At 61.2% G+C, this 22248-nt stretch carries 24 protein-coding genes, 1 tRNA gene and 1 pseudogene; 17 read left to right on the forward strand and 9 right to left on the reverse strand.

Annotation, left to right across the window (positions count from 1 at the left end; genetic code table 11):
- The first annotated feature begins 209 nt into the window (after positions 1 to 209).
- Together FFM53_RS20465 and FFM53_RS20470 are read left to right on the forward strand one after the other, a co-directional pair.
- Positions 210 to 371 carry a hypothetical protein gene (locus FFM53_RS20465; protein ID WP_165421703.1) on the forward strand — a complete coding sequence of 54 codons (162 nt, stop codon included), beginning with the start codon at positions 210 to 212 and terminating at the stop codon, positions 369 to 371.
- Position 372: 1 nt separating this feature from the next.
- Positions 373 to 639: a hypothetical protein gene (locus tag FFM53_RS20470; RefSeq protein WP_138387034.1), complete on the forward strand. Its 267-nt coding sequence runs from the start codon at positions 373 to 375 to the stop codon at positions 637 to 639.
- Positions 640 to 821: 182 nt separating this feature from the next.
- On the opposite strand, the gene FFM53_RS20475 is transcribed toward FFM53_RS20470, so the two are convergent.
- Entirely contained in the window at positions 822 to 989 is a 168-nt protein-coding gene (locus tag FFM53_RS20475; RefSeq protein ID WP_173883614.1) for a hypothetical protein, read from the reverse strand.
- A gap of 240 nt (positions 990 to 1229) precedes the next feature.
- Here FFM53_RS20475 and FFM53_RS36400 point away from each other — a divergent pair.
- Positions 1230 to 1565 (forward strand): annotated as a pseudogene (locus FFM53_RS36400) (tyrosine-type recombinase/integrase); the annotation flags it as partial.
- Between the two features lie 209 nt (positions 1566 to 1774).
- On the opposite strand, the gene FFM53_RS20485 reads toward FFM53_RS36400, so the two are convergent.
- Positions 1775 to 1850, reverse strand: a tRNA-Ile gene (locus FFM53_RS20485).
- 200 nt (positions 1851 to 2050) lie between these two features.
- Between FFM53_RS20485 and FFM53_RS20490 the strand changes: the two genes are divergently transcribed.
- The gene (locus FFM53_RS20490) at positions 2051 to 2419 is read left to right on the forward strand and encodes a response regulator (protein ID WP_064651861.1); all 369 of its coding nucleotides are present in this window, start codon (positions 2051 to 2053) and stop codon (positions 2417 to 2419) included.
- Positions 2420 to 2538: 119 nt separating this feature from the next.
- Here FFM53_RS20490 and FFM53_RS20495 read toward each other — a convergent pair whose 3' ends face one another.
- The 3 genes from FFM53_RS20495 to FFM53_RS20505 all read right to left on the reverse strand — a co-directional run bounded on the left by FFM53_RS20495 (position 2539) and on the right by FFM53_RS20505 (position 4328).
- Positions 2539 to 2742, reverse strand: a complete 204-nt coding sequence (locus FFM53_RS20495) for a hypothetical protein (RefSeq protein WP_138330462.1) — start codon at positions 2740 to 2742, stop codon at positions 2539 to 2541.
- Complete coding sequence (locus FFM53_RS20500; RefSeq protein ID WP_003541559.1) at positions 2739 to 3404, reverse strand: acyl-homoserine-lactone synthase; 666 nt, start codon at positions 3402 to 3404, stop codon at positions 2739 to 2741. The genes FFM53_RS20495 and FFM53_RS20500 overlap by 4 nt, the downstream gene beginning before the upstream one ends.
- 198 nt (positions 3405 to 3602) lie before the next feature.
- A complete protein-coding gene (locus FFM53_RS20505; protein WP_138330463.1) occupies positions 3603 to 4328 on the reverse strand; it encodes a LuxR family transcriptional regulator in 726 nt (241 codons plus the stop codon).
- Between the two features lie 123 nt (positions 4329 to 4451).
- On the opposite strand from FFM53_RS20505, the gene FFM53_RS20510 reads away from it, so the two are divergent.
- Together FFM53_RS20510 and FFM53_RS20515 are read left to right on the forward strand one after the other, a co-directional pair.
- A complete protein-coding gene (locus FFM53_RS20510) occupies positions 4452 to 4646 on the forward strand; it encodes a hypothetical protein (RefSeq protein ID WP_018242928.1) in 195 nt (64 codons plus the stop codon).
- Positions 4647 to 5003: 357 nt separating this feature from the next.
- Positions 5004 to 6929, forward strand: coding sequence for a DUF5054 domain-containing protein (locus tag FFM53_RS20515; protein WP_138387035.1), 1926 nt, complete (start codon positions 5004 to 5006; stop codon positions 6927 to 6929).
- A gap of 42 nt (positions 6930 to 6971) precedes the next feature.
- Here the strand turns inward: FFM53_RS20515 and FFM53_RS20520 are convergent, their stop codons facing one another.
- Entirely contained in the window at positions 6972 to 7211 is a 240-nt protein-coding gene (locus tag FFM53_RS20520) for a DUF2934 domain-containing protein (RefSeq protein WP_138387036.1), read from the reverse strand.
- A 25-nt stretch (positions 7212 to 7236) separates the two neighbouring features.
- On the reverse strand, positions 7237 to 7443 hold the full coding sequence (locus FFM53_RS20525) for a hypothetical protein (RefSeq protein WP_012758351.1): 207 nt from the start codon (positions 7441 to 7443) through the stop codon (positions 7237 to 7239).
- 362 nt (positions 7444 to 7805) lie between these two features.
- Between FFM53_RS20525 and FFM53_RS20530 the strand changes: the two genes are divergently transcribed.
- Together FFM53_RS20530 and FFM53_RS20535 are read left to right on the forward strand one after the other, a co-directional pair.
- Positions 7806 to 8189, forward strand: coding sequence for a BRA0787 family protein (locus tag FFM53_RS20530; protein WP_012758350.1), 384 nt, complete (start codon positions 7806 to 7808; stop codon positions 8187 to 8189).
- Between the two features lie 121 nt (positions 8190 to 8310).
- Positions 8311 to 8724: a DUF4174 domain-containing protein gene (locus FFM53_RS20535; RefSeq protein ID WP_138387485.1), complete on the forward strand. Its 414-nt coding sequence runs from the start codon at positions 8311 to 8313 to the stop codon at positions 8722 to 8724.
- Between the two features lie 63 nt (positions 8725 to 8787).
- Here the strand turns inward: FFM53_RS20535 and FFM53_RS20540 are convergent, their stop codons facing one another.
- Positions 8788 to 9498, reverse strand: a complete 711-nt coding sequence (locus FFM53_RS20540; protein ID WP_138387037.1) for a GntR family transcriptional regulator — start codon at positions 9496 to 9498, stop codon at positions 8788 to 8790.
- A gap of 266 nt (positions 9499 to 9764) precedes the next feature.
- Between FFM53_RS20540 and FFM53_RS20545 the strand changes: the two genes are divergently transcribed.
- The 8 genes from FFM53_RS20545 to FFM53_RS20580 all read left to right on the forward strand — a co-directional run bounded on the left by FFM53_RS20545 (position 9765) and on the right by FFM53_RS20580 (position 16955).
- Complete coding sequence (locus FFM53_RS20545) at positions 9765 to 10853, forward strand: ABC transporter ATP-binding protein (RefSeq protein ID WP_138387038.1); 1089 nt, start codon at positions 9765 to 9767, stop codon at positions 10851 to 10853.
- A 54-nt stretch (positions 10854 to 10907) separates the two neighbouring features.
- A complete protein-coding gene (locus tag FFM53_RS20550) occupies positions 10908 to 12206 on the forward strand; it encodes an ABC transporter substrate-binding protein (protein ID WP_138330469.1) in 1299 nt (432 codons plus the stop codon).
- Positions 12207 to 12513: 307 nt separating this feature from the next.
- Entirely contained in the window at positions 12514 to 13428 is a 915-nt protein-coding gene (locus FFM53_RS20555; RefSeq protein WP_027664196.1) for an ABC transporter permease, read from the forward strand.
- Position 13429: 1 nt separating this feature from the next.
- A complete protein-coding gene (locus FFM53_RS20560) occupies positions 13430 to 14251 on the forward strand; it encodes an ABC transporter permease (protein ID WP_138387039.1) in 822 nt (273 codons plus the stop codon).
- 1 nt (position 14252) lies between these two features.
- Complete coding sequence (locus FFM53_RS20565; RefSeq protein WP_138387040.1) at positions 14253 to 14996, forward strand: aspartate/glutamate racemase family protein; 744 nt, start codon at positions 14253 to 14255, stop codon at positions 14994 to 14996.
- 4 nt (positions 14997 to 15000) lie between these two features.
- Positions 15001 to 15612, forward strand: coding sequence for a flavin reductase family protein (locus FFM53_RS20570; RefSeq protein ID WP_138387041.1), 612 nt, complete (start codon positions 15001 to 15003; stop codon positions 15610 to 15612).
- A gap of 88 nt (positions 15613 to 15700) precedes the next feature.
- Positions 15701 to 16198: a heme-degrading domain-containing protein gene (locus FFM53_RS20575; protein ID WP_138330473.1), complete on the forward strand. Its 498-nt coding sequence runs from the start codon at positions 15701 to 15703 to the stop codon at positions 16196 to 16198.
- A gap of 133 nt (positions 16199 to 16331) precedes the next feature.
- A complete protein-coding gene (locus FFM53_RS20580; protein WP_138387042.1) occupies positions 16332 to 16955 on the forward strand; it encodes a DUF2799 domain-containing protein in 624 nt (207 codons plus the stop codon).
- Positions 16956 to 16964: 9 nt separating this feature from the next.
- On the opposite strand, the gene FFM53_RS20585 is transcribed toward FFM53_RS20580, so the two are convergent.
- A complete protein-coding gene (locus FFM53_RS20585) occupies positions 16965 to 18224 on the reverse strand; it encodes an AGE family epimerase/isomerase (RefSeq protein WP_138387043.1) in 1260 nt (419 codons plus the stop codon).
- 170 nt (positions 18225 to 18394) lie between these two features.
- On the opposite strand from FFM53_RS20585, the gene metH reads away from it, so the two are divergent.
- Positions 18395 to 22168, forward strand: a complete 3774-nt coding sequence (gene metH, locus FFM53_RS20590) for a methionine synthase (RefSeq protein WP_138387044.1) — start codon at positions 18395 to 18397, stop codon at positions 22166 to 22168.
- Positions 22169 to 22248: the final 80 nt, after the last annotated feature.

Here is a 22248-nt window from a genome sequence, read left to right on the forward strand (position 1 = left end):
AACCCGCTGCCGAGCCGCATCGGCGGCGGGACCAACACCATAGGCCGGCGCGATCACCACCCGCGACTACACCAGCGGCGCGCCGGCTGGTTCTCCTTGACCAAAGTGCCCTGTTTACACTTTCATCATTCTGCAGCCGACCGCTAAGCATTGCAAAATTTGTAAATCGGTCGCTTCTCAATCAACGCGCACCCAAAGAGGAGAGAAGAGTGACAGAAAAGCAGACAAAGTTTGTCCCCCAAAGCGAGGCTTCGAAGAAAGCTAGCAACGCGGCGTTTAAGCGCTTCGCTGTTACGCTAACGGAACTTCATAAAGCACAGCAGGAAAAAGCGCCCGAGAAGGACGCAAAGAAGCCAAAGGGCAGCAAGTAAAATGCCCGCTGCAGCCAACGACAACCGCTTGCCCTATGGCATGATCCCACGCGGTCTTTCGCGCGTGGCCGCTGCGGCTTATGTCGGCATCGGCGCAACTCTGTTCGATCATATGGTGGGGCAGGGTGCCATGCCCTGTCCGCGAAAAGCCGGCGGCCGCATTCTATGGGATCGTTGCGAGTTGGACGAGGCATTCGACGCGCTTCCTCGCGACGACACGCGCCATCTGCCGGCGACAGGGGAAAACCCTTGGGATGACGTAGCTTGAAACTGAACCTAAAGGGCATCATCGAAGACACAGACCGGCACGGCAACGTCCGCGTCTACTTCCGTGCAAAGGGTAAAAAGAAGGTCCGACTTCGTCAGAAGCCGGGCACAGCCGCGTTTCTGCGCGAGTATGAGTGCGCCGAAAAGGGCATACCTTATGGCGACTCTCCCGTCGTTTCCGATTCATCGAAGCCTGTTGTAGCGCGGTCCTTTCGTTGGCTCTGCCAGCAGCATTTCAAGCGCGCAGCAAACTCGGTCACGGTTGATACTATGAGCCGCCGGCGGCGTATTCTCGAGGAAATTTGCGTCAAGCATGGCGACAAGCCTTTTGAGCTTCTTGAGCGAAAGCATGTGACCGCTATCCGCGATACAAGGATCGATAGCCCGGGCGCCGCCAACAACATCGTAAAAGCCATAAGCGCGCTGTTTGCTTGGGCAATCGAGGTCGGGGAGGCGAAGACGAATCCCTGCATGGGTATCAAACGCCTGAAGTCAGGCGATGGCTTTCATACATGGACGCTTGAGGAGATCGAGCAGTACGAAGCCAAACACGCCCCTGGCACGACCGCGCGGCGAGCTCTCGCCGTTTTCATGTTCACCGGCCTCCGACTATCGGACGCCGCCATCCTCGGCCGGCAGCATCTCAACGACGGTTGGATTCGCATTCGGCCTGGCAAGACCAAGAAGTCGAGCGGGGTAGAGGTCAACGTGCCAATCCTACCCGACCTCGCCGAGGAATTGGATCGGGTGCCCGTCGGTCAGCTGACCTTTCTCGTCACCGAATACGGCAAGCCTTTTTCGGATAAGGGTCTCGGGAACAAGATGCGCCAATGGTGCGACGAAGCCGGCCTGTTTCACTGCTCGGCGCATGGCCTTCGAAAGGCGGGTGCTTCGATCGCCGCAGAGAACGGCGCAACGTCTGACCAGCTCAAGGCAATTTTTGGATGGACGACGAGCCAGCAGGCCGATCTTTACACACGTGCCGCTCGTCGAAAGAAGCTGGCCGGAGATGCCACAAAGCTTCTTTTGCCGGATCGGAACGAGAACAAAAGTGTCCCACTTGGGGAGCCCATTGTTGAAAAGTGGGACCTCGAAGCTAAAGAAATGGAGGAAAAACAGGAGCTTGCAAGATTGAATGGTGGGCCCGGAGGGACTCGAACCCCCAACCAAGCGGTTATGAGCCGCCGGCTCTAACCATTGAGCTACAGGCCCTGGCGCCGGGTATCCGGCGCTTGGGTGCCGGGGCAATGGTTCCCGCAGCACGGGTTCCGCTCTAACGCAAATCCGGGGGAGCCACAAGCGGGCAGCGCAAGCATCTGTGGACGATGCATATTTCGTAGGCAGCCACTGGAACCTTCTCGCGCGGGCTACACTTATTCAAGTCACATTCCGCATGAAGAGGGCGATCGCAGATGGTGGCTTTGAACAGTGCCGTGGTGCTCATCGTGGAGGACGAGCCGCTGATCCGGTTCAATATCCTCGATGTGCTGGAGGAGGTCGGCCATGTGGCGCTGGAGGCGGCGAATGCCGACGAAGCTCTGGTGGTGCTGAAGGGCAGGCAGGATGTCGATATCCTGTTCACCGACGTCAACATGGCGGGTTCGATGGACGGCCTCCAGCTTGCCAATCGGGTGCGGGCGATGCGGCCGAATATCGGCATCATCATCACCTCCGGCATGGTGCGGCTCGATCCGATGGCGCTGCCCGCCAATACCGCCTTCCTGCCGAAGCCCTACATGCACGACACGCTGATTTCGACCATCAATTCCCTGATGACGTAACGGCAATGCCCTGATGAGGTGACAGGGGCGCGCAGCCGCAAAACGGGGACTGTTTTTGCGGCTGCGCGCGAGGCGCCGGGAGACATGCTCGTCTTCAGGCGGCGGAGGGGAACCGGCCCTCAGCTGAAGCTGCTCCTCAGCGCCTCATTCTCGTGATGGGCCTTCTTCTCGTAGATCGTAAACAGCGCCATCGAGAGGAGATAGGAGAGGAAGGGATCCCCTATCTGCGTGGCGATGTCGCGGGATGCGAGAACATGGCGCTCCAGCGCGCCGATATCCTTCTGTATTGCAGTCTGCGTGGTGGTTTCAGCGAGGCGGTTCATGCTGCCATCTCCAGGAATTGGGTCACGACCGAGCGGGCCGGCACGTGCCTGACATAAAGGGGTAGGGTGAGGCCGAGGGCGGCGCGCATCTTGCGCAGCACGCGGTCCGATACTTCGAAGGCGCCGCAGCAGACGGGGTATTTGCCGTAACCGTCTGCACGGCCGAGTTCTTCCACTTCGGCGCCGGCGCGCTTGTAGACACGCTTGAGGTAGGGCTCGTAGTTGGAAATCATCGTATGGATGCCGTGATCGAGCGCGCATTCGCAAAGCGCAAGCAGCATCATGGAGAAGGCGCGGCCGGCATCGACATTGGAGAAATCCTTGGCGATCGCCTCCTCGTCGATGCACATGCGCGTGCCTTCCCAGATGCCTGGAGCGATAAGATTGGCGGCATCGGGAAACGTCTCGCGGAAGACGTCGTAGAGAAGGGTCGGGCCTGTCGTCGGCATCAGGCGCATGCCGCCATAAAGACGGGTGCGGCTGTCGTTGCACCAGACGAGATAGGCGGGAGCCAGCGAATCGTAGCTGTCACGTTCGTAAGGGCCGATGACGGGAACATCCCAGCCGAGCGTATCGGCGAAGACCTTCTTGCGCAGGCGAAACATCTGGTCGAGTACGGCAGCGTATTTCTGATACTCATGTGCCTGAATGATAACGAACATTTTGCCCTCCAGCGTTTTCAAGTTCGTGGAAAGCAGAATGGTTCATGCGGGCCGGATCGGAAATTCCCTCAGATGGGCCCCCCCAGATGAGGGGGGCAGAGCATGTCGCGCAAAACTGTGCAGCGGTTTTGCGATAACGACATGCGTAAAAACAAAGAGCTAAAGCGGGAAGAGCGAATCTGAAGATCGCGATGCGCTTTAGGGATTGATTATGCGCAATTGAACGGCCCGGGAGGCGGCCGCCGAAATGGTGGCGCATCCAAGCTTGAAGCGGGCGGTCTTCAGATAATCGCGCGTGGTGTGTTCCGATATCCCGAGGATCACCGAAATATCCTTGTAATCCTTGCCGAGCGCCGTCCAGTGCAGACACTCGATTTCGCGCGGCGACAGTGACGGCACCGGATCGTTCTCGCCATGCAGCTCGTAGACGGCCTTGCGGTGGATGAGATGGGCGATCTCGATCCATTCGTTGCGGCAGCGGCGGACGAGTTCGGTCCATTGCTCGACCGGTATCCGGGCATTCAGCGACAGGAGGGCGCGGCGCTGCGCCTTGTCGGCGACGGGAATGGAGTAGCCGTTGCCGCCGATGCCGTGCTTCTGGGCGTCGACCAGCATGGCATAGGCCTCCGGCGTCGGCTCGACCTCGCTCCAGTCGAAGGGCAGCTGGCGTTCGAAGCCCTGCTTGACGATAGGATCGACCTTCACATAGCTGTTCAGCAGGTAACGGGAGACCCAGGCATCCGGGTAGGTGGTGCGCACGAAGGGCGAATCGATCTTGCTCGCGATCGTCTGGGCGAGATGGTAGGTGACGAAATCGAGGCCATATTCAGCCTGGAGAATGCGGATGGCGGCATCCACATTGGCTGCAGCCTTGATCTGTTCGAAAGCGGACTCGAACTTTTCGCTATAGGTATTCTCAATCATTTCCACTGCCCCAATCCCCTCAATCCTACCGCGAGGGCCGTCATAAATACAAGGCATCCCCACATATGCGGGGAATGACAATCCGGGTTCCATCTGCTAGCGCCTGTCATGAGGAGACCTCATATGGACAGCAAGAGACCATTCGAGATTGCCGAATGCCAACAGGCCGCCAAGGGCCTGAAATCCAGCTGGCAGGACATGGCGGGCTCCGAAGCGCTGATCCGCGCGCTCGTTGCCGAACGCAACGGCGACAGGCCGCTGGCGCTGTTCTGGACCGAGGTTCACAGGGCGCTCTGCCAGGAAACCAACGCCTTCTGACAATCAGCCTTGCGGAGGAACGGCTCAGGCTTTTTCTCCTTGGCTCAACAACGCACCCCGGGCGAGACGGCCAGGAAATCCCGCCGCCCTTCTATATAATTATCGATGAACACGTCTTCATTCTTGTCGCGATTCGATTCTACGATGAAAGCGCCGGACGGCGACGTTTCCGAATTCATGGTTAAGAAATCCCGTTCATTTCATTGATCTGTGCCAAAATCGCTTGACGGCGCGTTTGCGGCAGGAGCAATGGTGTTTGTGGAAACGGTTACACTCCGATGGCCTATGGCAGCGCTGATGCAGAAACGTTTCGGATGGCATCCCCGATGTGTGAAATGGCCCGATGTGTGAAATGGAATGACTGAAAAGCGCGTGCATCTGGTCTTCAAGACCCATCTCGATATCGGCTTTACCGACCATGCCGAGAAAGTCCGCCGGCAATATCACGAGCGCTTCATTCCGCAGGCGATCGAAACGGCCAAGCATTTTCATGCCGAAAATTCCGACGAGCCGAAATTCATCTGGACGACGGGCGCCTGGCTGATCTGGGATCATCTGAATTCGCGCTCTGCGGGAGAGGTCGCAGCGCTGGAACAGGCGATCGAGCGCGGGCTGATCCGCTGGCACGGGCTGCCGTTCACCACCCATACGGAGCTGATGTCGCCGGATCTCTTTCGGGCCGGGCTTTCCTATTCGCAGGAGCTCGACCGGCGCTTCGGCAAGACGACGATCGCGGCGAAGATGACCGATGTGCCCGGCCATACGCTCGGCATGGTGCCGCTGCTTGCCGAGGCGGGCATCCGCTTCCTGCATCTCGGCGTCAATACGGCCTCACCGCCGCCCGATGTGCCCGACATCTTCCGCTGGCGGGCGCCCAGCGGCGAGGAGGTGGTCGTCATGTATCAGCGTTCCTATGGCGAGACCTGTTTCCCCGACGGTTTCGAGGACGGGCTGAGCTTTGCCCATACCAACGACAATATGGGGCCGCAGAGTGTGCCGCAGACGGCCGAAGCCTATCGCGAATTACGCGCTCGTGAGCCGGATGCGATCATCCGCGCTGCGACGCTCGAGGATTACGGCGCCATTCTTTGGGACGAGCGTGAGCGCTTCCCGGTTGTCGAGCTGGAACTCGGCGACAGCTGGATCCATGGCAGCGGCAGCGATCCTGTGAAGACGGCGCGGTTCCTGGCGCTGCAGCGGCTCTACGACCGTTTCGCGGCGGATGGGCTCGACGCGCGACGTCTCGCCTTCGGGCGCGGACTGGCGATGGTGGCCGAACATACCTGCGGCGTCGATATCAAATCCTATCTGCGCGACGATAAGGCGTGGTCGCGGGCCGATTTTGAGGCCGCGCGCCGATCCGATTATCGCTTCGCCTATACCGAAGCCTCGTGGGACGAGCAGCGCGCCTATCTCGACCAGGCGGTCTCGCAGCTCGACCAGACGGACCGGCAGGCGGCCCAGGCGGTGCTTGCCGAATTCGCCACGCCCGCCGTGATCGAGGGCGGCGGGCGGGAGCTCCGCCTGCAGACCGGCGGCTGGTCGATCGCGCTCGACGGTGCGAGCGGCGATGTCGCCGAAATCACCTCGCCCTCCGGCCGGACGATCTCTGGCTGCGACGGCTCGCTGATCGCCTATCGATATGAGAGCTACGATGCCGGCGACGTTATCAGGCACATGGAGACCTACCTGACCCATCGCCAGGAATGGGCGGTGCTCGACCATGACAAACCGGGGCTTGCCCGGTCGGGGGCAGCACTTTCGAAGGTCTTTCTGCCGGCGCTGGAAGCGACGCAAGAGGCGGGCATCCTTTTGTCGATGCCGGCCGAGGCCGTGCAGAATTATGGCGCACCGCCGCATGTGATGCTGCATTTCACCGCCGAGGGCGATCGCCTCCACCTCAGCCTGACATTACACGACAAGCCCGCCAACCGCATGCCGGAGGCAAGCTTCCTCTCCTTCACGCCTGAGGGTGCCGGGGACTGGAATTTCCGCAAGATGGGCCTCTGGCATCGATCCGGGAACATTGCGACGAGCGGCGGCGGGCAATTGCAGGCGGTGACATCAGCACGCTGCGATCTTGCCGATGGTCTGCTGACGATCGAAACCTTCGATGCGCCGCTCGTGGCGCCGCAAGGCTCGGATTTCATGTCGTTCTGCAGGACGCTGCCGGATTTTAACGCCGGCATCCGCTTCAATCTGCACAACAATAAGTGGGGAACCAATTTCCCGATGTGGTGGCAGGGAGATTTTCAGGCGCGCTTCCGGCTCAGGCTCGACTGAGCCGCTCGATCCGCAAGCGACCCGGCCGAGGTGAGAAAGGGTTCAGCCGACGTTTGCGGTTCGGTTGAACCAGCCGGCGCGTGGCACTTCGGGCCGCTGCGGCTTCGGGCGAAACTTCACCAGCACCTCGCGGCCATCGGAGGAGGCCTGCGTGCGCTCCAGCGCGTCGCGTTCGGCAACTGCCTGGCGCCAGTGCTCGTCGTCGCGGCCATCTGGCCGGCCGCTTTCCTCCCAAATCGCGTAAGCTCGTTTGCTGATCCATTCGTGGCGTCTGTCGCTCATCTCTCTATTCCATTCGTCAAAAGTGCTATTCGGCAATTCCGTCCTGCAGAACCGGCGGCCGGCGCTTGGCTGCCATCAGCAGGTCGAGTTCGATCGAGGACGGCCCGAAACGGGTGAACAGGCTTTCTGCCTGCTCGTTTCGGAGGCCATATTTGGAGGCGAATTCATCAAGGCTATAGGGGCGGCCGCGCAGGATCCTGCTGCGGCGCTCCGGTTCACGGATTTGCGTCATTGGTGGTAACCCCAGTGTGTGTTGCGAATTGTGAGAACAAAACAGATTACAGCTACAAAAGTTCCGTGAGTTTTCAGGGTTTTTTCGCCCTCGCCGTGCCATTTCGGAGCGATCGCAGGCGGGTGGCATAGATTTTTAAGGCTGGTGTGCGCGGAGAAAATTTCGTCTAAAACACGCAAGAATATCAGGGTGTTATGGAAATCGCTTCCGCGGCGGCGGATAAATGGGCTTTACCCCGGCGCGTTACTCTATAGAATCAATAGTGTTATTCGGTTCGCAAGGGCAGCGAAATGTTCCGTTCCCCGCGTTGGCGCGACCGAGACCGGAGGACTTTGGCTTCAACCCATCAAGAGGAGACAGACATGATGAATGCACTGCCGCCACTTCATGACGGCCACGCGCCGTTCAACCTCCAGCAGCTGTTTCGCGAAGCGCTCTATGCCTTCGAGGAATGGGACAGCGAATTGACCGAACCGATCGTGACCTACGAAGGACGGGTCATGCCCATCAGCTTCGTTTTTGAAGCCATGCGCGAATGCACCGACATCGTGCCGATGAACATCGTCGGCGCCGTCACCGAACGGCTGACCAAGCCGTGGGAGGGCGAAGGCCCGCTCGACCAGATGACCTTCTCGACGGCGGCGCGTGTGATGCGCGTTTTGGTGCGCAAGCGCCTTCTCGTCACCGGGGCTGCGGATCTCGTCGCCGTTTCGGCCCACGCGTCCGAAGACCAGGGCCGCGACTGATAGGATAAGGATCGCGGCCATGGCTGCGATCCTTTTCCGCTTTTGGCGGAACCTCGCTTATTGCCAGCCGTTTAATCCGGCAGGCACGGCCACATCAAGCGATGGCCGAGGAATGAGCACCATGCTGAGATCTTTTGTTCATGAAATTATCGGTACACCCAGGCGTGAGCCTGAGCTCCCGCAATCGCTCGAGCAGTTTCGGGATCGCAAGCGCGTCCTGATCATCTTCGCCGATGCGCAAGATGACCGCGCGCTGATCCAGGACGAATGGCTGCGCAAGGCGCATATGCGCTTGATCGAGGAAGACGTCGAGGTGTTCAGCATTGCCGGCGGCGGCGCGTTTGCGCTGTTCGACGATGACTGGGAACTCGATGCGGACGATATTCGCAATCGGCTGCAGGGACCGCCATCCGGCGAGTTCGGACTGATCCTGCTCGGACGGGACGGAATCGTGAAGCTGCGCTCGAGCGAGCCAATGACCGCCGAGGATATCTTCGCGGCTTTTGAGTTGCTGCCGAAGAAGACGCCCTGGTAGCGTTTCGAGAGTCCGTTTGAAGCGGCGGGCGGTGGAGCATCCGCGCCCGCAACCTTTGCATGTTCAGAGTTCGAAGGCTTCCCTGAGGCCGAGGCTCTTGCGTTCGCGCAGGTCAAGATCGGCCTCGATATGGGCGATGTGATGCAGCATCAGCTGGCAGGCGCGGTCGAGTTCGTCGGCTTCGATCGCCGAGATAATGTCACCATGTTCGGAATGGCCGCAGCTCGATGCGGTCGACTGCCCGTAGAGCGCAATCACCAGCGACGAGCGGGCGACGAGTTCCTCCATGAAGCGCTGCATGATCGAATTTCCCGATATGACTGCCAGCGTCAGATGAAAATCGCCCGATGCCTTGATTTCAGCGCGGCGCGCGGTCTGACCACGCTCGCTCATCAGGCGGCCTTCTTCCAGCAGAAGCTGTCGCAGATGAGTAATATCGTCAGGCGTGATCCGTGCCGCTGCCTCGCGCAATATGCCTGGTTCGACCAAGCGGCGGGCGGAAAAGATCTGGCGAGCCTCTTCCGGCGAGGGATAGGCGACGAAGGCGCCGCGGTTTTTCTCGACGCTGACGAGGCCTTCATAGGAGAGCGCCTGCAGGGCGGCGCGGGCAAGCGTGCGGCTGACGTTGAAGAGATTGCCGACATCGCTTTCCGAAAGCTTGGTGCCGGGCGAGAGCCTGCGCTCGACGATCGCTTCGCGAATGGCATCGCGGATCTGTTGCGCGCCGGTATCTGTGGAGTCTTCGGCCTGCTGAGCCTTGGCGGCGGATTTCATGAAATTTACTTCCTGATGGTCGGCAAACCATATCCGGCTTCGCGCCAAAGTTAAACAGAATTTGTGCCCGAAACAGCGGCCGGATTGTATACGATGTTTTGCACAAATTGAGCACGATAGCCTAAATCATGTGCAGATAGCGACGCGCCTATAATTTGCTCTCTTAACTGCAGTTTTGATAAAATCGTTATTTCGCAATGGCTTGCTGCAGGCAACGGAGTCTGGCACGGCAGATGCATCGTCTTTTCCAAACAGGGGAAGGCATGATGTCGAAAGCGGCAGAGATCGATATAGTATCCGTTTCGAAGGTCTATGGCGCGACGACGGCGGTCCATGCGATCAGCCTGAAGATCCCCGCCGGCTCCTATTGCTGCTTCCTCGGCCCGTCGGGCTGCGGCAAGACTTCGACGCTGCGCATGATCGCCGGCCACGAGAGCATTTCGTCGGGCGATATCCGTCTCGGCAATGTCGTCGTTACCGATTTTCCGCCGGCCAGGCGCGGCACGGCGATGATGTTCCAGTCCTACGCGCTCTTCCCGCATCTCGATTTGATCGACAACGTCGCATTCAGCCTGAAGATGAAAGGCGTCGATAAGCAGGAGCGGCAGGCCAAGGCACTCGAGATGCTCAAGCTGATGCAGATGGAGGCCTATGCCAACAGGCGTCCGGCCCAGCTTTCCGGCGGCCAGCAACAGCGCGTGGCGCTGGCGCGCGCGCTGATCACCGATCCGGAAGCGCTGCTGCTCGACGAGCCGCTATCGGCGCTCGATCCGTTTCTGAAGATCCGCATGCGCGCCGAACTCAAGAAACTGCAGAAGTCGCTCGGCATCACCTTCGTGCACGTCACCCACAGCCAGGAAGAGGCGATGGCGCTCGCCGACGTCATCGTCATCATGAATGACGGTCGGATCGAGCAGGCGGCAGCCCCGCGCGAAGTCTTCGAGCGGCCGGCGACGGCCTTCGTCGCGCGGTTCATGGGCGACCACAACGTGTTGTCCGGCCGGGTGACTTCGAGCGAGAACGGCGTGCTCGTCATGACCGTGCCTGAGGGGCAGAGTTTTTCCGTGCGCGGAACGGGCAGGGAAGTCGGCGAGCCCGTCGACATCGGCATCCGCACCGATCGCGTGCGCCTGGAGGTGGCGACCGAGTGGACACTCGGCTTCGACGGCATCGTCTCCAACATCGAATATCGCGGCTCTTCCGTGAAAATCACCGTTATCGGCGCCGGCAGCGACGACTTCACCGTCATTGCCGAGGACGGCGACTATTTCGCCCGGCCGGTCGCCGTCGGCGATGCCGTTTCGCTCAGTTGGGCGCTCGAGGATGCCGTGCTTCTCGGCCGCTCTTCCGCATGAGCCATCACCATCAAGAACACTGAACCTTCCATATCCAAGAAAAGGGGAACTGACATGACGACTGAAACGACATCGACTAAGGCGGAGAAGGGTCTTTCCCGCCGCACGCTGCTGAAGACGGGTGCTGCCGCCGTCGGCGCCATCGCCGGCTCCGGCGCCATCACCGGCTTTCCCACCATCTGGGCGCAGACGAACATCACGCTTCGCCAGTTCGGCACCGGCGTTTCGAACATCAATGCCATTGCCGAGAAGTGCAAAGCCGATCTCGGCATCACGCTGGAGATGACGGCGACCGATTCAGACGCCGCCGCCCAGCGCGCCGTCACTCAGCCTGACAGCTACGACATTGCCGACATCGAATACTGGATCGCCAAGAAGGTGTTCCCGACCGGCGTCATGCAGCCGATGGACGTCAAGAAGCTGAAATATTACGACAAGATCGTGCCGCTGTTCATCAACGGCAAGCTGAAGGCAGACAGCGTCATCGCCCAAGGCACGGCGCCGCACACGGTCGGTTTCGTCGAAGCGCAGGATTCCAAGAAGTTCGCCAAGGAGGCGACGCAGTGGATGACGATGGTTCCGACCATCTACAATGCCGACACGCTCGGCATCCGTCCTGATCTCACCGGCCGTCCGATCACCAGCTGGGCCGACATTCTCGATCCGGCCTTCAAGGGCAAGACCGCGATCCTCAACATCCCGTCGATCGGCATCATGGATGCGGCGATGATCATGGAAGCCTCCGGCAAGATCAAATATGCCGACAAGGGCAACATGACCAAGGAAGAAATCGACAAGACGATCGAATTCCTCATCAAGGCCAAGGGTGACGGCCAGTTCCGTGCCTTCTGGAAGTCGTTCGACGAAAGCGTCAACCTGATGGCGTCGGGCGAAGTCGTCATCCAGTCGATGTGGTCGCCGGCCGTCGCCGCCGTCCGCTCGAAGGGCATCGCCTGCACCTTCCAGCCGCTCAAGGAAGGCTACCGCGCCTGGGGCGGCGGTCTCGGTCTTGCTTCGCACCTCAAGGGCGCGCAGCTCGATGCCGCCTATGAATACATCAACTGGTACACATCGGGTTGGGTCGGCGGTTACCTCAACCGCCAGGGCTATTATTCCGCCTGCATGGACACTGCCAAGCAATTCATGTCGGCCGACGAATGGGGCTACTGGATCGAGGGCAAGCCGGCTGCCGGCGACATCCTGTCTCCCGAGGGCAAGGTCATGGAAAAGGCCGGCGCCGTTCGCGACGGCGGCTCCTTCGAAGCCCGCATGGGAGCGGTGGCCTGCTGGAACTCCGTCATGGACGAGGACCGCTACATGGTCCGCCGCTGGAACGAGTTCATCGCAGCATGATCTCCGCTGAGAGGGCGGAGCGCCACTGTCTTTCGCGATGCTCAAGACGTCGCTTCGCTCCGCCCCCTCATCCGACACTTCGGGCCACCTTCTCCCCGCTGGGGAGAAGAGGGAGTCCGTGGCCGCGTCGTTAGACAAAATCAAGGTTCGCGGTGGCCTAGGCGCTGCCGCGAGTCTCTTCTCCCCAGCGGGGGTCCGAAGGACGGGGCGAGACCAGTGGCTCGACCCAGGCAAGGGTGCCGGCAGTCGGATGAGGGGCGGCACGCACCGTCGTTCCACTTGACGTAATCAGAACGGAGAACCGGATATGGCGACCATCGCAGCGGAAACGGAGGAGGATGGCCAGGGCGCGCGCGGCGGGCGCGGACTGAAGCTTTCCCCATCGGCGATATCCTATCTCCAGGCGACGCCGCTGTTCGTCATTCTCGGCTTGTTCTTCCTGCTGCCGATCGCCATGATCGCGGTCGTCAGCTTCTGGGACTACGATTTTGCCGGTCTCTATCCCGATTTCCTGACGATGAACTACACCGACACGCTCGGTTCGTGGGTGACGTGGAAGATCTATCTCAACACGCTGAAATTCACCGCGATCGTCTGGGCGCTGACGCTCGTCATCGGTTTCTGGGTCGCCTATTTCCTGGCCTTCCACATCCGCAAGACGTCGACGCAGATGATCCTCTTTCTTGTCTGCACCGTGCCGTTCATGACGTCGAACATCATCCGCATGATTTCGTGGATCCCGGTGCTTGGGCGCAACGGCCTCGTCAACTCGACGCTGATCAAGATGGGCATCATCCCGCAGCCGATCGAATGGCTGCTCTATTCCGATTTCGCCGTCGTGCTCGCCATGGTGCATCTCTACACGCTGTTCATGGTGACGCCGATCTTCAACACGCTGATGCGCATCGACCGGTCGCTGTTCGAGGCGGCGCGCGATGCCGGCGCCTCCGGCTGGCAGGTGTTGTGGAATGTCGTCATCCCGCTTGCCAAACCCGGCATGGCGATCGGCACGATCTTCGTCGTGACACTTGTGATGGCTGACTTTTCGACGGTGCAGGTGATGTCCGGCGGCCAGAGTGCTTCGGTGGCGCTGATGATGAAGAACCAGATGTCGCTGCTGCAATATCCGGCCGCTGCCGCCAATGCCGTGGTGCTGCTTGCGGTGGTGCTGCTGATGGTCGCGGCCATCCTGCGTGTCGTCGATATCCGCAAGGAGCTTTGAGGTGAACCACGAAAAACGCGGCCTGGAATTCTATCTGCTGGCGCTCTTCTTCATCATCTTCGTGCTGTTCCTCTACGGCCCGCTTTCGGCGATCCTGATCCTCTCCTTCCAGGGGCCGGACGGCGGTTTGACCTTCCCGATGAACGGCGTTTCCACGCACTGGTTCTTCAACCTGTTCGAGAAGCAGGCGGTCGGCGATTTTGGCGCCTCGTTCCGCCGCTCCTTCACCCTCGGGCTGATGGTGATGGCGGTGACCGTTGTCGTCTCGCTGCTCGCCGGCCTTGCCTTCCGGCGCCGTTTCCGAGGTTCGACCGCGCTGTTCTATGCCACGGTCGCCAGCCTCGTCGTGCCGTCGATCATCATATCGCTCGGCATCGGCGTCGTCTTCCAGGAGGGAGGGCTGAAGCCCGCCTGGTATTCGTCGGCCTTCGGCGCGCATCTGACCTGGACACTGCCCTTCGGCGTGCTGATCATGTTTGCCGTCTTCAACCGCTTCTCGCCTGCCTATGAAGAGGCGGCGCGCGACCTCGGCGCCAGCTCCTGGCAGACGTTCCGCCATGTCGTGCTGCCAATGATCGCGCCGAGCCTCGTCGGCGTCGGCCTGTTCGGCTTCACGCTCTCTTACGACGAATTCGCCCGCACGCTGATGACATCAGGCACCTACAATACGCTGCCGCTCGAAATCTACGGCATGACCACCAACGTCACGACGCCGGTGCTCTATGCGCTCGGCACGGTGACGACGCTGTTTTCCTTCACCATCATTCTCATCGCGCTCGGCATCATGACGATGCTCAGCCGGCGGCAGGCAAAGATAAACTGACATGCGCATCCTCATCGTCAATCCGAACACCACGGCCTCCATGACCGAGAAGGCCGCCACCGCCGCGCGAGCGGTGGCGGCATCCGGCACGGAGATCATCGCGGCCACCTCGCGCATGGGGCCGGTTTCCATCGAGGGGCACTACGACGGGGCCTTAGCAATCCCCGGCCTGCTCGCCGAACTCAAGGAGCGGCAGGGTGTGGGCTACGACGCGGCTGTTATCGCGTGTTTCGACGATACCGGTCTCGAAGCGGCGCGAACCTTTGCCGATGTGCCGATCCTCGGGCTTTGCGAATCCGCCGTGGTGACGGCGGGCTTCCTGGCGCAACGCTTTACCGTGGTGACGACGCTGGAGCGCTCGCGGGTGCTGATCGACAATCTGGTGCGCCGCTACGGCATGGGCGACCGCGCCAAGGTGCGCGCTTCCGACATCCCGGTACTGGAGCTGGAAGATGCGGCCCCGGGCGCGATCGGCAAGCTCAGGGCCGAGATCGAGCGGGCGCTTTTGGAAGACGGCGCCGAGGCGATCGTGCTCGGCTGTGCCGGCATGACCGATCTGGCGCGCGAGCTGCAAGAGATTTATGGCGTGCCTGTTGTCGATGGCGTCGCAGCCGCCGTCAAGCAGGCCGAAGCGCTGGTGTCGCTCGGGCTTTCCACCAGCAAGCGCGGCTCCTACGCCTCGCCGCTGCCGAAACCCTTCACCGGGGCGATGAGCGGTTTCTCGCCGGTCCTGAAGGTTGGCTGAACCGATGGCCGTTTCCTTCGATTTCGAGCAGCTGACCGAACGCGAACGCTACAAGCTGATGATCGGCACGATCATCCCGCGCCCGATCGCGCTGGTGACGACGGTCGACGAGAACGGCCGGATCAATGCTGCGCCCTTCAGTTTCTTCAACTGCCTTTCGGCCGATCCGCCGATCCTGGCAATCGGGGTCGAAAACAATGCCGACATGTCGTTCAAGGACACCGGCCACAATATCCGCATGACCGAGGTCTTCACGGTCAACATCGTCTCCTTGGCGATCGCCGAGGCGATGCATGTCTGCGGCGCCAGATATCCGCGCGGCGTCGACGAGTTGAAGGAAGCGGGGTTGACGGCGATGCCGGGCGAGAAGGTCGCTTCGCCCTTCATCGCCGAGGCACCGGCCGCCTTCGAATGCAGGCGGCATGTGACGCTGGAGCTCGGCCGCTCGCGGCAGATCGTCATGGGCGAGATCGTTTACGCGCATTACCGCGACGGGGTGGTCGATCCTGAACGGCTGCATGTCGATCCGGCCGCGGTCGATGCCATTGCGAGGCTCGGCGGCGATACCTGCGCCACCATCCGCGACCGTTTCGAGATGCTGACGCCGAAGCTCTGACATCAGGGGTAGGCCCAAGTTTTGCTTTACTTTTTCTCTTCTGATGAGAATGGTCTGCAGCGGATCATTGCAGGAGAGGGCGCCCATCATGACAATCGAGAACGATCTCAGCCGGATCGCGGAGCAGGAGAAAGCGCTGAGCTTCGACGCCTTCGACCTGACGACGGCATGGCAGCTCGGCAAACTCCTGCAGGAACTCGCCACCGAGCGCGGCCTCGGCATCGCGATCGACGTGACCCTGCATTCGATGCCCGTCTTCTATGCGGCGCTCCCGGGTGTGACACCCGATAACGTCAACTGGGTCCGCCGCAAGCGCAACATGGTGCTGCGTTATTTCCGCAGCAGCTATGCCTCCGGCCTGAAGCTGCAGAAGGACGGCAAGACGGTCGAGGATAACGGGCTTGATGGCGCCGACTATGCGCCGCATGGCGGCAGTTTCCCGATCAATCTCAAGGGTACCGGCTGCATCGGTGCCGTCACCGTCTCAGGACTGCCGCAGCGTGACGACCACAATCTCGCCGTCGAGGCGCTGGCGCTGATGCTTGCCAAGGATCTGGATACGCTGCGGCTCGCCCCACCGCTCTGATGGCGGCCTCTTTCGCCGTAATTTTGACAGAAAAAAGCCATGAAAACTGCAAAATCGCGTCGCCGCTCCGGTGACGTGGGCTTATCCTGCGGCTAAGCTGCGGCATCGCACTCCTCATCCTACCCGGGACGCCATGATCCGCTTGTTTCTTGCGCTTGCCGCCACCATCGGCTTCGGCCTTTTCCTTGCCTCCTGCAACACGCTGTCCAAGGAGGAATGCGTCGCTGCAGACTGGCGGGTGATCGGCGAGAGCGACGGCGCGGCGGGCCACGAGCCGCAACAGCGCTTCGCCGCACATGCGAAGTCCTGCGAGCGGGTCAAGATCGTGCCCGATCAGACGATTTGGTTTCAGGGGTATCAGGCAGGTCTCGTGCGCTATTGCACGCCGCTTAGCGGGCTTGCGCGCGGCCAGGCAGGTAGCGGATACGCCAATGTCTGCCCACCCGAGACCGCGCCCGGTTTCCTGCGCGGCTTCGGTCTCGGCAGCAAGCAGCACGAGCTGCAGACGCGCCTCAGCTCGATGCAGAACGACTACAGTTTCAAGGAGACCAGCATCGACGAGCTCTCCGACAAGCTGAGGGATGCCAAGGACGGTGACCGGTCGGAACTGCGCCGGCGGATCGAGGATCTGGAGGACGACCTGCACGACATCCGCCGCGACCAGCGCGACGTGCAGGACGATCTCGACCGCGTCAACGAGGATGTCGAGTGGTTCCAGCGCAACCCGAGCGCCGAGCTGCCGGCGCCGGGCTACTGATCCCCGACCTCAGAGCTTGCCGCCGGCCTCGGCGATGCCTTTCGTCAGGCTGCCCGTGGCCGGGAAGAGCGGGATGAGGCAGGCCTGCAGGGCGTGATAGATATCGCCCTTGCCGGGAAACAGCGAGTGCGAGGGAACGAGATCTTCGGTCAGCTCCTCGTGCCAGCCGCCGTTCTTGTGGTCGATGAAGGCGCGTTCGATCACATTCCAGATTTTGCGGTAGCTCTCCTCATGGAAATCGCTCGGCAGGTGCTCGTTGAGGAAATGCGCGGCAGCCGCACCTTCGCAGGCTGGCCACCAGAGCTTGTTGCGCTTGGCGGGCTTGTCGTCCCAATCAAGCGTATAGAAGAAGCCGCCCTTGTCGTTGTCCCAGCCGAGCGCCATGGATTGCGCAAACAGCGCCTTCGCCGCATCCGGCATCCACTCGATCCGCTTGCCGCCGAGCGCCCAGAGCTGCAGGATGAGGCGAGCCCATTCCAGCCAGTGGCCGGGCGTCGTGCCGGCCGGGCGGAACATTTCGTTCGGATGATAGTAATTCTTGTCGAGGTTCCATTCGGCGTCGAAATGCTCGGCGACGCGCCAGTCGACCGAACCGGCGACGCGGCGGATGACGAGATCGGCGATGCTTTCGGCCTTGGTCAGATAGTCCCGGTCGCCAGTCGCCTCGAAGGCCGCCATCAACGCTTCGGTCAGGTGCATGTTGGAGTTCTGGCCGCGATAGGCGCCGCCGTCGAGCGGCTGCCAGTCGGCGGTGAACTCCTCGGCGATCGCGCCGTGCTTCGCCTCCCAGAACTTCGTGTTCAGGATCTTGGTGATATCGGCGAGCATGCCGTCGGCAAGCGGATGACCGATCGTCTTTGCGGATGAGGCGGCGAGCAGCACGAAAGCATGGCCATAGCCCTGCTTGTTGGAATCAACGGGACCGTCATTGTTGAGCGACCAGAAATAGCCGCCATTTTTCCGGTCGCGATGATGGTTCCAGATATAGTCCATGCCGTGGTCGACGACATCGGCAGCGCCGGGACGGCCGAGCAGGGCGCCGATCGAAAAGCAATGCACGGCGCGCGCGGCGATATGGATGCCGCGAACCTGGCCATCGGCGTCGAGAGGCTTGCCTTCGTCGTCGAGATCGTAGAAGCCGCCCTTGGGGTTGACCGAATTGTGCTGGAAGAAATCGAAGAGACCATTCGCCTGGGTCAGCAGCCAGCCGCGATGATAGGCGCGGGTCGTCCAGTTTCCAAGCACGGCGTTGCCGGTTGCGGGTGCCATGATGCTCCTCCGATTTCGTGCACAAAGCGTTGTAAACGCCTATATAGGCGTCGTGCGAGTCTGTCATCCGGCGAGATTTGCAAAGCACGAAATCGATAGGCATATATTGACATAAAGATATCTTTATGTGATTTGGACTGTCTGGTCTTATGACGTCAAGGAGCCTTCCCGTGTTTGACAATCTCTTTGGTCCGGAAACGGGCAAGCGTGACGGAACTGAAGTGTTCGCAGCTTTGAGACAAGCTGCGAGCGAACGCATCCTTGTTCTCGACGGCGCCATGGGTACGCAGATCCAAGGGCTCGGCTATGACGAAGACCAGTTTCGCGGGACGCGTTTCATCGGCTGCGCCTGTCACCAGAAGGGCAATAACGACCTTCTGATCCTGACCCAGCCGGACGCGATCGAAGAGATCCATTACAGATACGCCAAGGCCGGCGCCGATATTCTCGAGACCAACACCTTCTCCTCGACCCGCATCGCGCAGGCCGACTACGAGATGGAAGGTGCGGTCTACGACCTCAACAAGGAAGGTGCCGAGATCGTGCGCCGGGCAGCACAGCGCGCCGAGCGTGAGGATGGCCGCCGCCGCTTCGTCGCCGGCGCCATCGGACCGACCAACCGCACCGCGTCGATCTCGCCCGACGTCAACAATCCCGGCTTCCGCGCCGTGACATTCGACGATCTGCGTTCCGCTTATGGCGAGCAGATCGACGGGCTGATCGACGGCGGCGCCGACATCATCCTCATCGAGACGATCTTCGACACGCTGAACGCCAAGGCTGCAATCTTCGCCTGCGAGGAGCGCTTCCAGGCCAAGGGCGTGCGCCTGCCTGTGATGATCTCGGGCACGATCACCGACCTTTCCGGCCGCACGCTGTCCGGCCAGACGCCGTCGGCCTTCTGGAATTCCGTGCGCCATGCCAACCCCTTCACGATCGGGCTCAACTGCGCGCTCGGCGCCAATGCGATGCGCCCGCACCTGCAGGAGCTTTCGGGCGTCGCCGACACCTTCATCTGCGCTTATCCGAATGCCGGCCTGCCGAACGAGTTCGGCCAGTATGACGAAACGCCGGAGCTGATGGCGGCGCAGATCGATGGCTTCGCTCGCGAGGGCCTCGTCAATATCGTCGGCGGCTGCTGTGGCTCGACGCCCGAGCATATCAAGGCGATCGCCGAGACCGTTGCCAAGTACAAGCCGCGGCCGATCCCCGAGCATCGCCCGTTCATGTCGCTGTCGGGACTCGAACCCTTCGAGCTGACCAAGGACATTCCCTTCGTCAATGTCGGCGAGCGCACCAACGTCACCGGCTCGGCCCGCTTCCGCAAGCTGATCACCAACGCTGATTTCACCGCAGCGCTCGATGTCGCCCGCGACCAGGTCGAGAACGGCGCCCAGGTGATCGACATCAACATGGACGAAGGCCTGATCGATTCCGAAAAGGCGATGGTCGAGTTCCTCAACCTGATCGCCGCCGAGCCTGACATTGCCCGCGTGCCCGTGATGATCGACTCGTCGAAGTTCTCGATCATCGAATCCGGCCTGAAGCGCGTCCAGGGCAAGCCGATCGTCAACTCGATCTCGCTGAAGGAAGGCGAAGAGAATTTCCTCGCCCAGGCGCGGCTGCTGCACAATTACGGCGCTGCCGTCGTCGTCATGGCCTTCGATGAGACGGGGCAGGCGGACAGCTACGAGCGCAAGGTGGATATCTGCACGCGCGCCTACAAGCTGCTGACCGAGAAGATCGGCTACCCGCCCGAGGACATCATCTTCGACCCGAACATCTTCGCGGTCGCGACCGGCATCGAAGAGCACAATAATTACGGCGTCGACTTCATCGAGGCGACGCGGACGATCCGTGAGCGCATGCCGCTGGTACACATTTCGGGCGGCGTCTCGAACCTGTCCTTCTCGTTCCGCGGCAACGAGCCGGTGCGCGAGGCGATGCACGCCGTGTTCCTCTACCACGCCATTCAGGCGGGCATGGACATGGGCATCGTCAATGCCGGCCAGCTTGCCGTCTACGACAATATCGATCCCGAGCTGCGCCAGGCCTGCGAGGACGTGGTGCTGAACCGTCGTCCTGATGGTACCGAGCGGCTGCTCGAAGTGGCAGAGAAATTCCGTGGCGGCGCGGCACGCGAAGGCCGGGTCCAGGATCTTTCCTGGCGCGAATGGAGCGTCGAGAAGCGTCTCGAGCATGCGCTGGTTAACGGCATCACCGAATATATCGAGGCCGATACCGAAGAAGCACGCCTGCAGGCCGCGCGGCCGTTGCACGTCATCGAAGGGCCGCTGATGGCCGGCATGAATGTCGTCGGTGACCTCTTCGGCTCGGGCAAGATGTTCCTGCCGCAGGTGGTCAAGTCGGCACGCGTGATGAAGCAGGCGGTCGCCGTGCTGCTGCCCTACATGGAAGAGGAAAAGCGCCTCCACGGCGGCGACCAGCGTCGGTCGGCCGGCAAGATCCTGATGGCGACGGTCAAGGGCGACGTGCACGATATCGGCAAGAACATCGTCGGCGTCGTGCTTGCCTGCAACAATTACGAGATCGTCGACCTCGGCGTCATGGTGCCGGCGACGAAGATTCTCGAGACGGCCATTGCCGAGAAGGTCGACGTCATCGGCCTCTCCGGCCTGATCACGCCGTCGCTCGACGAGATGGTGCATGTTGCAGCCGAGATGGAGCGCCAGGGTTTCGAGATCCCGCTGCTGATCGGCGGGGCGACGACCAGCCGCGTGCATACGGCCGTGAAGATCCATCCGGGCTACAATAAGGGGCAGACGGTTTATGTGACCGATGCCAGCCGCGCCGTCGGCGTCGTCTCGGCTCTGCTGTCGCCGGAGAGCCGCCAGGGCTATGTCGATGATGTAAGAGCCGAATATGCCAAGGTGGCGGCCGCCCATGCGCGCAGCGAGGCCGAGAAGGTGCGCCTGCCGTTGCCCCGGGCGCGCGAGAATGCGCACAAGATTGACTGGTCCGCCCACCAGCCGGTGAAGCCGCAATTCTTCGGCACGCGGGTGTTCGAGGATTACGATCTGGCCGAGCTTGCCAAATACATCGACTGGACGCCGTTCTTCCAGACCTGGGAGTTGCGCGGCCGATATCCTGCCATTCTCGAAGACGAGAAGCAGGGCGAGGCGGCGCGCGCGCTCTGGGCCGATGCGCAGGCGATGCTGAAGAAGATCATCGACGAGAAGTGGTTCCGCCCGCGCGCCGTCATCGGCTTCTGGCCGGCAGGCGCTGTCGGCGACGACATTCGCCTGTTCACCGACGAGAGCCGCAGCCAAGAACTCGCCACCTTCTACACGCTGCGCCAGCAGCTTTCCAAGCGAGACGGGCGGCCGAATGTGGCGCTTTCCGATTTCGTGGCGCCGGTCTCAAGCGGTGTGCAGGATTATGTCGGCGGCTTCGTGGTGACGGCCGGCATCGAGGAAATCGCCATCGCCGAACGTTTCGCGCGGGCGAACGACGATTATTCCTCGATCCTTGTCAAGGCGCTGGCGGACCGCTTCGCCGAAGCTTTTGCCGAACGTATGCACGAGCAGGTGCGGCGCGAATACTGGGGCTATGCCAAGGACGAGACGCTCAGCAAGGAGGATCTCATTACCGAAGTCTATGCCGGCATCCGCCCAGCACCCGGTTATCCCGCCCAGCCCGATCACACGGAAAAGGCAACGCTCTTCAAGCTGCTCGATGCTGAAAAAGCCGCCGGCGTGAAGCTGACGGAGAGTTATGCGATGTGGCCGGGTTCCTCGGTCTCCGGCCTCTATATCGGCCATCCCGACTCCTATTATTTCGGCGTCGCCAAGGTGGAGCGCGATCAGGTGGAGGATTATGCGGCCCGCAAGGATATGGCGGTTTCCGAAGTCGAGCGTTGGCTCGGGCCGGTGCTGAACTACGTGCCGCGCAAGACCGAAACCGAGATCGAGGATGCGGCGTAAGCGGCCGCTTGGCGTCGTCCGCTGATAAAGTGATTCAAGAAACGAGGAAGCCGGAAAGTGATTCACTTTCCGGCTTCCTG

It is taken from the genome of Rhizobium indicum (assembly GCF_005862305.2).
In the GTDB taxonomy this organism is placed as follows: Bacteria; Pseudomonadota; Alphaproteobacteria; order Rhizobiales; family Rhizobiaceae; genus Rhizobium; species Rhizobium indicum.